Raw genomic sequence first — 15,382 nt, 5'->3', positions numbered from 1 at the left:
TTTTTGTTGCGGCGATGGATTTTCCCTCAGAGCCGATAGGCCTTCTTGGCCAAGCCGTAGGAAAGTTCGTGGATAAGGTGGAACGCCTCGTCTTCGCGAATGCGATGGTCGGCCACCAACCGTGCAAGAAACGCGCTGTCCACCCTCCGGGCAACGTCGTGCCGCGCCGGAATTGAAGGGAAGGCGCGGGTATCGTCGTTGAACCCGACACTGTTGTAGAAGCCCGCTGTTTCCGTGGTGAGTTCGCGATACCGCCGCATGCCTTCGGGACTGTCGTGGAACCACCAGGCGGGACCCAGTCGAAGCGCCGGGTAAACGCCGGCCAGTGGTGCCAGTTCGCGCGAATAGGCTGATTCATCGAGAGTGAAGATGATCAGGCGGAAGTCGGGATCCATTCCCGCCACCGACAGCAGCGGCCGCAGCGCTTCGACATAGTCGGTTCGTGTCGGGATATCGAAGCCCTTGTCGCGGCCGAACCGGGTAAAGGTCGCCTCGGAATGGTTTCGGAAAGAGCCGGGATGGATTTGCATGACCAATCCATCCTCGAGGCTCATCTTGGCCATTTCGGTTAGCATTTGGGCGCGGAACAGCCCATGGTCGTCCGGTCCTCCCTTTCCGGCGCGGACCTTGTCGAACAGCGCTTGTGCCTGTCCGGCGGAAAGGTTTGCAGTCTCGGCCGTTGGATGGCCATGATCGGTCGCGGTGGCGCCGCGTTGCTTGAAATACGCACGGCGCTTTCGATGGGCGTCGAGATAGCCGGCCCAGGTTCCCGTGTCGCAATCGGTGATCTCGCCGAAGGTATCGAGGTTGACGCCAAATCCTTCGAAGTCAGGGTCGATCACCGCATCGGGCCGATAAGTCGTGACCACGCGGCCGGACCATCCGCTGTCCTTGATCTGGTCGTGCCAGCGTAGATCGTCGAGGGCGCTTTCGGTCGTTGCGATGACCTCGATACCGAAGCGATCAAAAAGCGCACGGGGACGGTAATCCTCCCGCGCCAGCAGTGCGTTGATGGCATCGAAATAGGTGTCGGCAGTCTCGCGCGACAACGGCTCGTGAAGTTCGAACAGCGTCTCGAATGTATGGTCGAGCCAGAGCCGGGTAGGGGTGCCGGCAAAGAGATGGTAGTTTTCGGCGAACCGCCGCCAGATGGCGCGAGGATCGGATTCGACCGTACCCTCATGCGGGGCGATGCCCAGGACCTCGAGCCGCAGCCCTTGGCTGAGTAGCATCCTGAAGACGTAATGGTCGGGCACGACCAGCAGCTCAGACGCATTGGCGAAGTTTTCGTTTTCGGCAAACCAACGCGGGTCGGTATGGCCGTGCGGGCTGATGAGCGGCAGGTCGCTGATGCTCTCGTAAAGCGCTCGCGCGATGTCGCGCTCGGTGGCGTTGGCCGAAAACAGCCGGTCGGGATGGAGTAGCGTTGACAATGGAGCCTCCCCTTGCTCGAAATGTATCAGGCGTCGATCCTGGCCAGCGCCTTGTGAATGGCCGCGCCGACACCCTCGTCCTGCAGGCAGGCGAGGTGGCGCTCCACCGTTTGCACGACTGGCTCGATGTTGACCATATCGTCGCCAAAGATCTCGGTGATCGACAGAGCTTTTCGGACGAGTTCACTGGCGCTGCCTTCGCCCTTGACGACATCGGCCAATCTGGCCGCCATGGCATCGGCTGGCTCGGTCCCCTCCTGGCGGACGAGCCGCGCCAGATAGGCGATCCAGCCGGCCAGCGTCAGGCACAGCAGTTCGATCGATTTGCCGTGAGCCAGCCGTTCGCGTATCGGCGTAACCGTGCGCTGCGGCAGCTTCTGGCTGCCATCGACGGCGATTTGCGCCAACTGGTGGCGCAGGGCAGGGTTGGCGAAACGGCGCAGCAGGGCATCGCGATAGGCAAACAGGTCGATACCCTGCACATCGAGTGTCGGGATCACCTCATGGGTCATCAGGGTGCTCACCAACGCCTTGAGCGTTTCGTCCGCAACCGCGTCGGACACGAATCGATGTCCGGCGAGCTGCCCGAGATAGGCCATCGTCGAATGGGAGCCGTTGAGCATCCGCAGCTTCATGAGTTCGAACGGTTCCACATCGGGCACGAGTTGCGCGCTCACCGCTGTCAGATCGGGGCGTCCGGCGGCGAAATGGTCTTCGATCACCCACTGACTGAAAGGCTCGGTCACGACCGGCCAAGCATCCGCAAGGCCCAGGCGCTGCTCGACGTCCTGTTTGTCTCCATCGGAAATGGCGGGCACGATCCTGTCGACCATTGTGGACGGGAAGCTGAAATTGGCTTCGATCCACTCGGCCAGCGAAGCGTCGCGCAGCCGGGCGAATTCGAGAACGGTCGTCTTGGCGATCTTGCCGTTGCCTTGCAGGTTGTCGCAGCTCAGCACCGTCAGCCCGCCATGTCCTCCCGCGCGGCGCAGCGCGGCGGCCGCGACGATGATCGCCGGAACGCTGCGAGGCGTGTCTGGATGGATCGCGTCGTTGACGATGTCGGGATGCTGGGTCGAAAGATGACCATTGGCCGGATCGTGGCAATAGCCCTTCTCGGTCACCGTTAGCGAAACGATGCGGATACGGGGCTCGGCCATTCTGGCGATCAGCGCGCGCGTGCTGGCCGATGCGTCGATGATGTCGACGATCGAGCCGATCACGCGCGTCGAAATGCCTTCGCCGCTCTTGGCGCTCACCGAATAGAGATGGTCCTGAGGCGCCAGCGCATCCCTGGTGTCGGGCCGGCGGATGCTCGCCCCGATAATCGCCCAGTTGGGATCTCTTTCGAGAACATCGTCGATATAGACGGCCATATGCCCGCGATGGAACGCACCAATGCCGATATGGACGATGCCGGGACGAATGCCGGCCCTGTCGTAAACGGGCTTTTGGATGTCCGGTGCCAGGTTGGCAAGACTGGCTTGGTCGAGGCGAAACATGAGATCCTTACTGGCGCGGCGGCGCCGTGCGTGGTCAGTCCTGCCGGGCAAAAGCGTGCATCACCCCACGCAACTCGGCGAGCCCCTTGAGGCGGCCAACTGCCGGGTACCCCGCCCGGGCGCCGCGCGCTGCGTCGTCGAGGATATCGTGGCCGTGATCGGGGCGCATGGGAATCTGCCAGTCGGCGCGCCCCTCGGCGCGGCGCCTTTCCTGCTCGCGCAACAGGGCGGCAACGATGGCTACCATATCGAGGTCGCCACTGAGATGTTCGTCCTCGAGAAAGCTCGTGGGAACACCCTTGTGGTAGTTGGTGACATTGCGCAAATGCGCGAAGGCGATCTTGGAGCCCAGGCGATCGACAAAGCCCGGCAGGTCAGCGTCGTCGCGTGAACCGAGCGACCCTGTGCAGAAGGTGATGCCGTTGGCGGGGCTGTCGACGGCTTCGACCAGCCGGCGATAATCGTCCTCGGTCGATGCCACCTTGGGCAATCCCAACAGCGAGAAAGGAGGATCGTCGGGGTGGCAGCAGAGCCTCAGGCCCAGTCGTTCCGCAGTTGGGACCACCTGTTCGAGGAAATCGACAAGGTGGCGCCGTAAACGGTCGGAATCGATGTTGCGGTAAAGCGCGAGCTGATTGCGCAGCGTCTCCAGCGTCCAGCTTTCCACCGAACCGGCGAGCCCGGCGATTATCGCGTCGCAAAGCTCGTCCTTTTCGATGTCGGACATTTCGGTTGCCCGTCGGTTCGCCATCTCCACGATCTCGGCCGGATAATCATCGGCCGCCCCGGCGCGTTCGAGAAGCGCGATGTCGAAAGCTGCGAATTCCACGAGATCGAAGGCCATCGCCGTGCCGCCATTGGGTAGCACCTGGCGGTGGTTGGTGCGTGTCCAATCAAGGATTGGCATGAAATTGTAGCAGACGATTTCCAGACCGGCGGCGGCAATGTTCTCCAGGCTGGTATTCCAGTCGGCGATATGCGTGCGCCAGTCTCCCGATTGGGTCTTGATGGCCTCGGAGACCGGCAGACTTTCGATGACGTCCCAATAGAGGCCGGTGTCGTTGCCGTCAGCAGTCTGGCGCGTTTCGAGCTTGCGCCTTTCGATCTCCTCGGGCGTCCATACCTGGCCCGGCGGGATATGGTAGAGCGCGGTCACGATCCCCTCGGCCCCGGCCTGGCGGGCATCGCGCAAGGTGACTTTGTCCGCAGGTCCGAACCAGCGCCAGGTCTGCCGCATCAGCCTTTTTCTCACTCGATCCCCTCCTGGTGTTGCCACGATCCCTGCCGCGGTCTTGTCTCGTTCATCGATGTAGGATACTAGGATACATATTGCACATAGTGTTGTAAGGCAAGCCGGGTCGTGCACTAACAGGCGCAGGATGGGAGAGGATGAATGCTAGGAATTGCTATCGTAGGTGTAGGCATGGTGGCGGGCATTCATGCCCGCGCCCTGGAAGATCTGCGCGACATCGCCGAGGTGCGGGGCGTTTATGATCGCGACGCAGAGCGGCTCAAGACCTTCTGCGAAAAATGGAGCGTTCCCGCCGCTCCATCTCTCGAAGAGCTTTTAGCGCGGGGCGATGTGGATGCCGTTATCGTTCTCACCCCACCCAATGCCCGCCGCGAGATCGTCGCCGCGGCGGCAGGGGCGGGCAAGCACATCCTGCTCGAAAAACCCCTTGAAAGAAATAGCGCCGCCGGGCGTGAACTCGTCGAAATCGCACAGCGCGCCGGCGTGACCATGGGCGTGATCTTCCAGCACCGGTTCCGGGAAGCTTCCTTGAGGCTCAAGGCTCTCATAGAATCGGGAACGCTGGGGCCGCTTGGCATCGCCCAGGTCAACGTCCCCTGGTGGCGGCCGCAATCCTACTATGACGAGCCGGGCAGGGGGACTTACGCACGCGATGGCGGCGGCGTGCTGATCAACCAGGCCATCCACACCCTCGATCTGCTGCAGGTCTATACCGGTCCCATCGATGAGGTCATGGCGCTGATGGGCACCTCCAGCCTGCACGACATGGAAGCGGAGGATTTCGTCGGCGCCGGTGTGCGCTTCAAGTCGGGCGCACTCGGTTCCATCGTTGCCACCACGGCAGCCTATCCTGGCGGCGCCGAAACCATCGAGCTGGGCTTTGAGAAAGCCGCTGTCCATCTCGGCTCGGGCACGTTGACGGTCTCCTACCACGATGGGAGGGAGGACAGCTTCGGCGAGCCGTCCGGCACTGGTGGCGGCGCCGATCCCATGGCGTTCCCGCATGATTGGCACGCCTCGGCGCAACGCGATTTCTTTGAGGCGATCCGCGACGGCCGCTCTCCCATGGTGACCGGTGCCGAAGCGCTCAACGTCCATCGACTGATCGACGCACTGACCCTTTCCTCACGCGAGCGTCGCGCAGTGACCTTGGATGAAGTTGCAGGCAATGAATAATTCAGAAGTCGTCATCGGGGTAATCGGCATCGATCACCGGCATATCTATGGCATGCTCTCGGGCATGCTGGAGGCCGGAGCGCGCTGCAAGGGCTGGTGGACCGAAGGCGAGCCCAAAACATTGAGCGGCTTTGTCAAACGGTTCCCAGACCTTCCCCGCGTTGCCGATCGGCGCGAACTTCTGGACGATGGCGACATCAACCTCGTTCTGATCGCCGCGCCGCCTCACCAGCGCGCCGACCTCGCCATAGAGGCGATGGAGCATGGCAAGGACGTGATGCTCGATAAGCCCGGCTGCATTTCGTTTGCCGAACTCGATCGCATCAAGGCTGTCGTGGAACGGACCGGACGGATCTGGTCCGTCAATTTCTCCGAACGTTTCGAAGTGCCGTCTTCCATCAAGGCGCTCGAACTGGTGCGGGGTGGGGAGATCGGCAAGGTGGTCCAGACCCTTGCCGTCGGTCCCCACAGGCTCAACCGCCATACACGGCCCGAATGGTTTTTCGACCGCTCCCTTTATGGCGGCATCCTGGGCGATATCGGCACCCACCAGATCGATCAGTTTCTCACCTTCACCGGCTCATCGGACGCCGAAATCGTCTCGGCCAGCGTGGGCAATTTCGCCAACCCCGCTGACCCGAACTTTCAGGATTTCGGCGAGATGCTGCTGCGTAGCGACAAGGCGCGCGGCTATGCCCGTCTCGACTGGTACACGCCCGAAGCCCTCCCCAATTGGGGTGATGGCCGCCTGCTTGTGCTGGGGACGCAAGGCTATATCGAGCTCAGGAAATATGTGGATATCGAGGGCCGGCCGGGCACCGATCATCTGTTCATGGTCAACAACAGCCGCTCGACCTATATCGACTGCTCGGATGTCCCTTTGACCTATTTCCGCGACCTCGCCGCCGATGTTCTTGAGCGCACCGAGCGCTCGCTGACCTTCTCCCACGCCGCCACGGTGACCCGTCTCGCGCTCGAAGCGCAGCAGATGGCCGAACAGGACCTGCGGCGCGAATAAAAAGGGGGGCGGCGGCAAACGCCGCCGCCTCATGCATTAGAGCGGGCGAACCCAGATATTGCGGAAGTCGACATCGGCATTGTGGTCCTGAAGCCGGATCGGCTGGCAGTCATGCGCTTCGTAGCGGGGATAGCCCACCCAGGCCGTCGTGCCCTGGATCTGCGCATGGTTCTGGACCACCACACCATTGTGCAGCACGGTCACATAAGCGGGCCGCCGCAGCGCGCCATCCTCGGCAAAGATCGGCGCTTCGAAGACGATATCGTAGGTCTGCCACTCGCCGGGCGCGCGTGAGGCGTTCACCAGCGGCGGATGCTGTTTGTAGATCGAGGCCGCCTGTCCGTTCGCATAGGTGGGATTGTCGATGCTGTCGAGAATCTGAACCTCGTAGCGGTCCTGAATCTTGATGCCGCTATTGCCGCGATCCTGCCCGTCATAGCCCTCGATATCTTCGGACACGCGCCACTCGATATGGAGCTGGATGTCGCAAAACGATTCCGTGGTCCGGATGTCGCCGGTGCCGCGCGCCACGGACAGCATATCGTCTGCAATCGTCCATTCCGCCGGCCCGCCATCGACTGATTCCCAGGCATCGAGATTTGTGCCGTCGAACAGAACGATCGCATCGGACGGCAGTTCGCCCTCCTGCGCATCAACCTTTTCGGGCACCGGCTCCCAGATTTCCGTCACTACGGATTGCACGTTTCGTGGAATCTCGAGTTCCTGCTGCTGGGCAACCGCTCCAACGGCCGGCACCAGCGCCACGACGATTGAAATCGCCAGGGTAGGGGTCAGTTTCGGCATTTTGCTCCTCCTCAATGAATTAGCGGAAGATAGTATACTAGGATGCAAATAACGCAAGCTGTGACGAAATTTTTCCGCCAGCGATATGCCTTGCCTTGCGCACAAAGATGCGCGATCCCCTAATGTGAGGCTGGGAGCACCCCGCAAACGATCGATCGTGAGACGCGTTGGCGCCCGTCCAACGCGATGCGGGCATGCGCAATAGGGCCAGTGGAGGTAAAGGTGTCGGCGCCGGACGTTGAAAAGACCAGGTCGGGAATTGGGCCCAATTCGGTTCTCGCGCCTTTCCGTCACGAGACGTTCCGGATTTTGTGGATCGCCACCCTCGCTTCCAATCTGGGGGGATTGGTGCAGTCGGTCGGGGCGGGTTGGCTCATGACCGAGCTTACCGATTCCTATGACATGGTCGCGCTCGTCCAGGCATCGGTTACGCTTCCGGTGATGCTCTTTTCCCTCATCGCCGGGGCGCTGGCCGACAATTTCGACCGGCGGATCATCATGATCGTTGCGCAGACTGGCATGGCGCTCGTCTCGCTCGCGCTGGCCGTTCTGGCCTTCTTTGGCTTACTCAACCCCTGGCTGCTGCTGACCTTTACCTTTCTCCTGGGCGTCGGAACCGCTCTATTCAATCCCTCCTGGCAGGCTTCGGTGGGCGATATCGTTCCGCGTCACGACTTGCCCGGCGCGGTGACCCTTAATTCGCTGGGCTTCAACATGATGCGCAGCGTCGGTCCCGCCGTGGGTGGGTTGATCGTCGCAATAGCCGGCGCGGCGGCGGCTTTCGCGGCCAATGCGGTATCGTACCTGCCGCTGATCTGGGCCCTGGTGCGCTGGCGCCGCCCCGCGCCGGCGAACCCGTTGCCGCGCGAGCGGCTGGGCAGTGCCATCTGGGCCGGCCTGCGCTATGTTTCGCTCTCTCCCAATCTCACGGTGGTGCTGGCGCGCAGCGCATTGTTCGGCTTTGCCGCCATCGCCATCCTGGCCCTGCTGCCCTCGCTCGCCGCCACCTATGTGGACGGCGGCCCGATGATCTACGGCACGCTTCTGGGCAGTTTCGGCCTGGGTGCGATTGGCGGAGCCTTCATCAACGCTCGTGTCAGGGCACGCTTTTCCAACGAAACCATCGTTCGCTTCGCCTGCGTCGGCTTTGCTCTAAGCTGCGTCGTTCTTGGCCTCAGTCACGACATTCTTCTCAGCCATATGGCCCTGCTGCCGGCGGGCGCGAGCTGGGTCCTCACCCTGTCGCTGTTCAACGTCTCGATCCAGCTTTCGACCCCGCGTTGGGTGGTCGGGCGAGCGCTGGCGCTCTATCAGACGGCGACGTTCGGCGGCATGGCGGCGGGGAGCTGGTGCTGGGGCAAGATCGCCGATGCGTCCAGTCTTTCCTGGGCTCTCGTGCTGGCGGGCGCCGCGTTGGCCGCTTGTGCACTGATTGGCCTCCGCCTGCCTTTGCCCAAGTTCGAATCCCGTGACCTTTCGCCACTCAATTCCTTCAACGAGCCGCTTCTCAAGCTCCAGTTGCAGCCCCGGAGCGGCCCGATCATGGTGATGATCGATTATAAGATCGACGAGGCGGACATCGGGAAATTCCTCTCGCTCATGGCCGATCGGCGCCGCATTCGCATCCGCGACGGTGCCCGGCAATGGGGCCTGTTGCGCGACCTTGAAAAACCGAGAATCTGGGTGGAATCCTACCATGTGCCCACCTGGATCGACTACGTCCGCCACCACCAGCGCCGCACCAAGGCCGATGCCGAAAACGCCGTCAGCCTGCGCGCTCTGCATCGGGGCGCTGAGCCGCCTTACGTGCATCGGATGATCGAGAGGCAGATCGTTCCCCTCAAGGAAAACCTCATCCTCCGTGATCCGAGCGAAAGCTGAAGAGTTAACTCCAGCTTAGTTTTGAACAAATCCGGGCCATCCTTTTCCTTAGCTTTCGGCTGAGGCACCGTTCCCGCCACAAAAGCCGAGCAACGGCGGGGAGGCCTACGGGTGATCGTTCACGACTATCAGACGCACGAAGATCAGGCAGCCGCGATTTTCGACGCCTGGGGCATGCCGGCCGAGCGCGCACGGGCGTCGGCCCGGGTGCTCTCATGGGCCGACCTGCACGGCATCGAAAGCCACGGCATCGCGATGCTGGTGGAATATGACGAGCGGCGCAAATCGCGGCCGATCAATTTCAATCCCTCTCCCAAGGTCGTCAAGGAAACGTCGATCAGCGCTCTGCTCGATGGCGATGGCGGCTTGGGACATGCGACGGCGACGCAGGCGATGGATATTGCCATCGAAAAGGCCGCGTCCGGGGGCGTCGGTATCGTCTCGGTTCGCAATTCGGGCCATTTCGGCGCGCTGGGCTTTTTCACCACCCGCGCTGCCGATCGTGGCTTGATCGCCATGGCGGCAACCACTGTGTTCGGGGTGAGGGTGCCGCCCACCGGCGGTTCGCAGGCCCGCCTGGGCACCGATCCCTGGTCTTTTGCAGCGCCCAGCGCCGACGGGCGGCATTTCATTCTCGATATGGCGACGACCACCGTGGCTTCGGGCAAGGTGCGCAACAAGATCGTCGAGGGCCAGCAAATGCCTCCCGGCTGGGGTTTCGATCCCTCCGGACGCCCCACGCTCGACCCTTCCCAGGTGATGAATGGCGGTTTCCTTTCCCCCTTGGGCGGCAGCGCCGAAAGCGCGGGCTACAAGGGGTACGGGCTGGCCGCGATGGTCAATATCCTTTCATCCTGCCTGTCGGGCTCGACGCTTATCACCGATCCCATGCATTCGAGGCAACCCTATGGGCTCGATGTGGGCCACTTCTTCCTGGCGCTCGATCCCGAGCTGTTCCGGCCGCTGGACGAGTTCAAGGCGTCCGTCAGCCAGTTCAGCGACGATCTGCGGGCGACACCGGCGGTCGATCCCGAACGGCCCGTGCTGGTTGCCGGCGATCCCGAGCGTGCGATCAGAGCCCGGCGTAGCGTCGAGGGGATACCGATCGGGCCGGGGCTCCATCGCAGGCTCAAGGAGATTGCCGAGGAATCCGGAGCGCGCTGGCTATTTGGCGATGAAATGAGCCGCGCCGGTTAGCCAATGGCAAATATGGACCTTTCATCATGCATTGGAAAATTGTCGACAGTATATCGGCGACTGAAACGACGGTCCGCATGGTGACGCCATCGGTCCAGCGCGTTCAACGTGCCGAAAGCCTGGCCTCGCAGGTCTATCGCGAGATCGAACGTCTCGTCTTGACCGGTCAGCTCGAACCGGGCAGCCGGATCAATGAATATGGGCTGGCCGAACAGCTCGGCGTCAGCCGCGCTCCGGTGCGAGAGGCCACGAGGGCACTCGTGCAGGCCGGATTGCTGGCCGCGATTCCCGCTCGCGGGGTTTTCGTGCGTGAGATGTCCCACACCGAGATCGCAGAGAACTACGATGTGCGGGCGCTGCTCACGGGGCTGATGTGCGCCCGGGCCGCCGAACGCCGCACCGAAACGGCCATCGCCGAGCTTTCCGCGTTGATCGTGGCCATGGATGAGGCGATCGGCCGCCGCGCCATCGTTGCCTACTACAAGGCCAATCTCGAATTTCACAATCTCATCGCCCAGATGGCGGACCATGCCTGTTCGAGTCGGATCTATGACGATTTGATCCGCGAAACGCACTTCCTGCGTCGCTCGCTGCACGCCCCCGCCCAGACCAATGAGGAGCACGGCGCCATCGTCACGGCTATCGCCGAGGGCGATGCCGAACGCGCGCGGCAGCTCGGCGAAGAGCACGTCAATCACGGCAAGCGGCGCTGGCTCGCTTCGCTCGATGAACAAACACAAGAACCCGCATAGCGAAGAGGAGACGCACTTTGAAGATCGCCAATATAACGACGAGCCTGCACCGGCACGAGATCGACCTTCCCGGCATCGGGGAATCCATCGAAACCCGCATGTTCGTCTTCGTCGAGATCGAACTGGAAGACGGGCGCAAGGGGATGGGCGTCACCGGATCGTTCCTGCCCTGGGCCACCATGCCCTGCATCCGCGAGCACATCTTCCCGCTGATCAAGGGCATGGATGTGCGCCACACCGAAGCGATCCACTCCAAGGTCTGGAAGCAGCTCAACAACCGCTCCTATACCGGCGTTATCGTCAACGCCCTCTCGGCGATCGACATCGCCTGCTGGGACTTGCGCGGCAAGGACGCCAACCAGTCGATTTCCGAACTGCTCGGCGGTTATTCGCGCGAAGCCTACACCTACGCCACCTTCGGCTATCCCTTCTTCGACGAGCAGCAGATCGCCGACTACGCCAAGAAGTTCCTGGCCGATGGCCACACCATGCTCAAGATGGTTGTGGGGGGAGAGCCCACCCGCACCTGGAAGGACGACGTGCGCCGCGTCCAGGCCGCCCGCGATGCCATCGGTCCCGATGTGGACCTGATGATCGACGCCAATTGCTGGTTCAACCCGCATGACGCCTTCATGCTTGCCAAGGCGCTCGAGGATTGTAACCTCAAATGGTTCGAAGAGCCCATCCAGCAAAACGACGCCCGCGCGCTTGCCGACCTGCGCTCCCGAGTGCAGGTGCCCATCGCGGCTGGTCAGATGGAAGGCTGGCGCTGGCGCTTCCGCGAGCTGGTGATCCACCATGCCGTGGACGTGCTCCAACCCAACGTCCTCTACAATGGCGGTTACACCGAGGCACTCAAGGCGGCACACCTGGCCCAGGCCTTCAACCTGCCCATGGCCAATGGCGGCGGCTGGCCCATCTTCAACATGCACATTCTGGCCGGCGTCATGAACGGCGGCCCCGTCGAATTCCACTACGGCATGTGGATGACCGGCAAGCACTTCTTCGAAGGCACGCCCGATCCGGTCAACGGCAAGATGACCATTCCCGACCGTCCGGGCCTCGGCTTCACGCCGAAATACGATGCGCTTCGGGATGCAGAGGTCAAAAACCCTGAGGACAGCCGGCTCAAGGGTCGCGACGCGCACGGTTATCTGCTGCGCGAGGCTATCGAGGCGCAAAAGAGCGCCTGACAGCCCTTCATGGAGATGGCGGCAGGGAGGCCGGCATCTCCATTTGCCCGCGAGGGCTTATACGGCGCGGCATATCCCGCGCCACAGAGGAGGGCCAGCCATTTCGGCGGCCCGCAAATGGAGGAACCAACATGACGATCTTTAGCAGTCGCCACCGCCTTGCCGCGGCAGCTCTCGTGGCCTTCGGTGCTTTGAGCGGCTCTGTTGCCGCCCAGGAATATCCGGAGCGCGATATCCAGATGATCATCCCCTTCGGTGTGGGCGGCGGCAGCGACACGCTGGCCCGCACCATCGCGAGTGTCATTGATGAAATGGATCTGCTGCCTGTCCAGATTCTTCCCGAAAACCGCCCGGGCGGCTCGGGCGCCGTCGGTTACGGCTCGGTGGCCCAGGAAGAGGGCAATCCTTATGTCCTGGCCACAGTGAGCGTGAGTTTTTTCACCACGCCGCTGCTGGGCGCTTCGCCAGTGAGCTATGAGGACTTCACTCCGCTCGCTGCTATTTCCTATTCGCCGTACATCCTCGCGGTTCCAGCAGATTCCCCCTACCAGACCTTCGAGGATCTCGCCGGAGCCGAACGGCTGACCACAAGCACGGTGGGTGTGGTCTCCGATGCCGCCCTACTGGCAGACATGGTGTCGGATGCGTTGGGCATTCAGATCGACGCCGTCCCCTTCGATGGAGAAGGCGAAGCCCTTGCCGCGATCCTGGGCGGCCATGTGGATATGGTCTTCATGAACCCGAGTGAACTCATGGCACAGACCGAAGCCGGAGCCCTGCGTCCGCTCGCCGTCAGCTCCGCCGAGCGCGTTGCGGCCTTCCCGGACGTTCCCACGTTCACAGAGCTTGGCCATGACATCGAGCACGTACAGCTCCGCGGTCTTGTCATGCCCGGCGGTGTCAGCGAGGACGTCGTCGCCTACTGGGAGGGCATCCTCGAACAGGTGGCCACCAGCGATGAATGGCGCGAGCAATATATCGAGCGCTACCACGATATGCCCGCCTTCCTTAGCTCGGAGGAATTCTCGGCCCTGATCGAGCAGACCCATCAGCGCTACGAGGCGATCATGACCGAACTCGGCATCATCTGATCCGACCCGCCGGCCGGGCGCTTTGGCGCCCGGTCCCTCTGCCTTGTTTTCGGGAGGAACGGGACAATGTCCATCACACGTGTCGACCAGCTCTTCGCCATCTTCCTCGTCGCGTTCGGCTGCTACATCGTCTGGTCCGGGTTTGACTACGGCTACATGAACGGAACGACGCCTGGAGCGGGTTTCTTCCCGGTGCTGATCGGGAGCGCCATCGCCGTCCTGAGCGTCGTGAACCTGGTGCGCAGCCTGCGCGGCAGCGAGCAGCTCTCGGGCGGCCTTGCAAAACGGGACATTGTCAAGATTGCGCTGCTCTGTGCGGCAACGGCTCTGCTGATCGTTGCCACGCCATATCTCGGCCTCACCCTGTCGGTGATCATCTTCATGCTGGCTGCCGCCTTCATCATCAGGCCCAGCCTAGAGCCGAGCTTTCTTGTCCGCCTCGTTCCCGTAGCGGTCCTGTTCCCGCTTCTGCTGCGCGTGGCCTTCGGCATGTGGCTGCGCATTCCGCTGCCGACCGGCCCGTTCGGTCTTTAGGGCAGGGAGGTCATAATGGACGTTTTTCCACTTCTCTTTGACGGCATCTTACAGGCCATCACCCCCACGACTCTGTTGGCAACTCTTTTCGGGGTGATCATCGGTCTTCTCATCGGCGCCTTGCCCGGCCTCGGCCCTTCGGCTGGCGTCGCCATCATGCTGCCGGTCGCCGTCAGTCTCGGCGGCGTGCCCGCTCTGGCCTGCCTTGCCGGCATCTATTACGGCTCGATGTTTGGCGGTGCCGTCACCTCCATCCTCCTGGGCATACCGGGCGATCCGCCATCGGTCATGACCGTGATGGATGGCTATCCCATGGCCAAGAACGGCGAGGCCGGACGCGCTCTGGGGATGAGCGTTTTCGCCTCCTTTGTCGGCGGCCTGATCGGTCTTCTCGGTCTCGTGACCTTCTCGGTGCCCATCGCCAGCGCCGCTCTGGCCTTCGGCCCCACCGAGATGACTGCCATGATGGTTTTCGCCCTTTCGCTGGTGAGCGTCCTTGGCGGTCGCAACCCCATAAAGGGCTTTGTCGCGCTCGCCATCGGGTTCTGGGTGGGCATGATCGGCCTCGATCCCATCGCCGGCCCCATCCGCTTCACCTTCGGATCGATGGAGCTTTTCGACGGCATCGATTTCTCCGTCGTCGCTGTCGGGCTTTTCGGCCTCACCGCCATGTTCACCAGCCTCAACGAGAACGTCACGACCGGTCTCGCCAAGTTCCGGTTTTCGAGCCTGTTCCCCCGCATCAAGGACGCCATCCAGTCCTGGAAGGATCTCCTGCAGGGAGCGGTCACCGGCTTTTTCGTCGGCGTTCTTCCCGGCATCGGCGCGACAGCGGCGACAATGATGGCCTATGCCAGCTCCAAGCGCATGTCCAAGACTCCCGAGAAATACGGCACCGGCATCGTCCAGGGAATCGCCGCGCCGGAATCGGCCAACAACAGCGCGTCCTACGCCTCCATGATCCCGCTCTTCACTCTGGGCATCCCCGGCTCGGCGACCACGGCGGTGATGATGGCAGGCCTCCTCATGCTCGGCCTCCAACCTGGCCCGCTGCTATTCGTCAACAATGGCGATTTCATCTGGGCGGTGTTCGGCAGCTTCTGGATCGGCAACCTGATGCTGGTGTTTCTCACCCTGCTGTTGACCCCGATGCTCGCCGCGCTGCTGTTCATCGCGACCGCCATTCTCTACCCCATCGTCTTTGCCATCGTCGCCTTCGGCGTCTTTGCCATCGACTATTCGATGACGGGGCTCACCATCGCGCTGGTCGCGGCGATCTTCGGGCTGATCCTTATCAAGCTCGACTATCCGCCGGTCCCGCTCGTCCTCGGCCTCATCCTCGGGCCGATGCTCGAGCGCAACATCCGGCGCACGATGATCCAGTCGCAAGGCGACCTTACGGTCTTCATCGAAAGACCCATTGCGCTTGCGCTCTTTATCCTCACCATCCTGGTCATCGCCTTTCCGATCGCGCGCCGGATGATGGGGCGAAAGCCTAACGCATTGCTCGAAGAATCATCGTCATCCTGATCTCTGAAAAAGAAAAACC

13 protein-coding genes are annotated in these 15,382 nt (G+C 62.3%); 9 read left to right on the top strand and 4 right to left on the bottom strand.

What is annotated here, in order from left to right; all coding sequences use genetic code 11:
* Window positions 1–26 precede the first annotated feature (26 nt).
* The 3 genes from uxaC to uxuA are packed head-to-tail and all read right to left on the bottom strand — an operon-like array spanning window position 27 to window position 4,172.
* The gene (gene uxaC / locus NO932_RS11135; protein WP_309207431.1) at window positions 27–1,433 is read right to left on the bottom strand and encodes a glucuronate isomerase; all 1,407 of its coding nucleotides are present in this window, start codon (window positions 1,431–1,433) and stop codon (window positions 27–29) included.
* A gap of 26 nt (window positions 1,434–1,459) precedes the next feature.
* On the bottom strand, window positions 1,460–2,935 hold the full coding sequence (locus NO932_RS11130; protein ID WP_309207430.1) for a mannitol dehydrogenase family protein: 1,476 nt from the start codon (window positions 2,933–2,935) through the stop codon (window positions 1,460–1,462).
* A 34-nt stretch (window positions 2,936–2,969) separates the two neighbouring features.
* Window positions 2,970–4,172 carry a mannonate dehydratase gene (gene uxuA, locus NO932_RS11125; RefSeq protein WP_309207429.1) on the bottom strand — a complete coding sequence of 401 codons (1,203 nt, stop codon included), beginning with the start codon at window positions 4,170–4,172 and terminating at the stop codon, window positions 2,970–2,972.
* A 156-nt stretch (window positions 4,173–4,328) separates the two neighbouring features.
* Here uxuA and NO932_RS11120 point away from each other — a divergent pair, with 156 nt between their 5' ends.
* Window positions 4,329–5,363 carry a Gfo/Idh/MocA family oxidoreductase gene (locus NO932_RS11120; RefSeq protein WP_309207428.1) on the top strand — a complete coding sequence of 345 codons (1,035 nt, stop codon included), beginning with the start codon at window positions 4,329–4,331 and terminating at the stop codon, window positions 5,361–5,363.
* Window positions 5,356–6,381, top strand: coding sequence for a Gfo/Idh/MocA family oxidoreductase (locus NO932_RS11115; protein ID WP_309207427.1), 1,026 nt, complete (start codon window positions 5,356–5,358; stop codon window positions 6,379–6,381). The genes NO932_RS11120 and NO932_RS11115 overlap by 8 nt, the downstream gene beginning before the upstream one ends.
* 36 nt (window positions 6,382–6,417) lie before the next feature.
* On the opposite strand, the gene NO932_RS11110 is transcribed toward NO932_RS11115, so the two are convergent.
* Window positions 6,418–7,185, bottom strand: coding sequence for a DUF1080 domain-containing protein (locus tag NO932_RS11110; RefSeq protein WP_309207426.1), 768 nt, complete (start codon window positions 7,183–7,185; stop codon window positions 6,418–6,420).
* Between the two features lie 222 nt (window positions 7,186–7,407).
* Here NO932_RS11110 and NO932_RS11105 point away from each other — a divergent pair, with 222 nt between their 5' ends.
* From NO932_RS11105 to NO932_RS11075, 7 genes are all read left to right on the top strand, one after another.
* Window positions 7,408–9,066, top strand: coding sequence for an MFS transporter (locus NO932_RS11105; protein WP_309207425.1), 1,659 nt, complete (start codon window positions 7,408–7,410; stop codon window positions 9,064–9,066).
* A gap of 111 nt (window positions 9,067–9,177) precedes the next feature.
* Window positions 9,178–10,263 carry an Ldh family oxidoreductase gene (locus NO932_RS11100; RefSeq protein ID WP_309207424.1) on the top strand — a complete coding sequence of 362 codons (1,086 nt, stop codon included), beginning with the start codon at window positions 9,178–9,180 and terminating at the stop codon, window positions 10,261–10,263.
* Between the two features lie 26 nt (window positions 10,264–10,289).
* Window positions 10,290–11,015: a GntR family transcriptional regulator gene (locus NO932_RS11095; RefSeq protein ID WP_309207422.1), complete on the top strand. Its 726-nt coding sequence runs from the start codon at window positions 10,290–10,292 to the stop codon at window positions 11,013–11,015.
* A 17-nt stretch (window positions 11,016–11,032) separates the two neighbouring features.
* Window positions 11,033–12,208 carry a mandelate racemase/muconate lactonizing enzyme family protein gene (locus NO932_RS11090; RefSeq protein ID WP_309207420.1) on the top strand — a complete coding sequence of 392 codons (1,176 nt, stop codon included), beginning with the start codon at window positions 11,033–11,035 and terminating at the stop codon, window positions 12,206–12,208.
* A gap of 131 nt (window positions 12,209–12,339) precedes the next feature.
* Window positions 12,340–13,299 (top strand): tripartite tricarboxylate transporter substrate binding protein, encoded by a 960-nt coding sequence (locus NO932_RS11085; RefSeq protein ID WP_309160904.1) that lies wholly within the window; start codon window positions 12,340–12,342, stop codon window positions 13,297–13,299.
* Between the two features lie 66 nt (window positions 13,300–13,365).
* Window positions 13,366–13,833 carry a tripartite tricarboxylate transporter TctB family protein gene (locus NO932_RS11080; protein WP_309207418.1) on the top strand — a complete coding sequence of 156 codons (468 nt, stop codon included), beginning with the start codon at window positions 13,366–13,368 and terminating at the stop codon, window positions 13,831–13,833.
* A gap of 15 nt (window positions 13,834–13,848) precedes the next feature.
* Complete coding sequence (locus NO932_RS11075) at window positions 13,849–15,363, top strand: tripartite tricarboxylate transporter permease (RefSeq protein ID WP_309207416.1); 1,515 nt, start codon at window positions 13,849–13,851, stop codon at window positions 15,361–15,363.
* Window positions 15,364–15,382 lie beyond the last annotated feature (19 nt).

The organism is Pelagibacterium sp. 26DY04 (genome assembly GCF_031202305.1).
GTDB lineage: Bacteria > Pseudomonadota > Alphaproteobacteria > Rhizobiales > Devosiaceae > Pelagibacterium.
This window is presented reverse-complemented; position numbering and strand designations above follow the sequence as displayed.

Excerpts from the sequence above, each read along its gene's own strand:
- uxuA (WP_309207429.1), bottom strand. The coding sequence starts at position 4,172 with ATGCGGCAGACCTGGCGCTGGTTCGGACCTGCGGACAAAGTCACCTTG.
- NO932_RS11115 (WP_309207427.1), top strand. The coding sequence starts at position 5,356 with ATGAATAATTCAGAAGTCGTCATCGGGGTAATCGGCATCGATCACCGG.
- NO932_RS11075 (WP_309207416.1), top strand. The coding sequence starts at position 13,849 with ATGGACGTTTTTCCACTTCTCTTTGACGGCATCTTACAGGCCATCACC.
- NO932_RS11120 (WP_309207428.1), top strand. The coding sequence starts at position 4,329 with ATGCTAGGAATTGCTATCGTAGGTGTAGGCATGGTGGCGGGCATTCAT.
- NO932_RS11095 (WP_309207422.1), top strand. The coding sequence starts at position 10,290 with ATGCATTGGAAAATTGTCGACAGTATATCGGCGACTGAAACGACGGTC.
- NO932_RS11110 (WP_309207426.1), bottom strand. The coding sequence starts at position 7,185 with ATGCCGAAACTGACCCCTACCCTGGCGATTTCAATCGTCGTGGCGCTG.
- NO932_RS11085 (WP_309160904.1), top strand. The coding sequence starts at position 12,340 with ATGACGATCTTTAGCAGTCGCCACCGCCTTGCCGCGGCAGCTCTCGTG.
- NO932_RS11080 (WP_309207418.1), top strand. The coding sequence starts at position 13,366 with ATGTCCATCACACGTGTCGACCAGCTCTTCGCCATCTTCCTCGTCGCG.
- NO932_RS11130 (WP_309207430.1), bottom strand. The coding sequence starts at position 2,935 with ATGTTTCGCCTCGACCAAGCCAGTCTTGCCAACCTGGCACCGGACATC.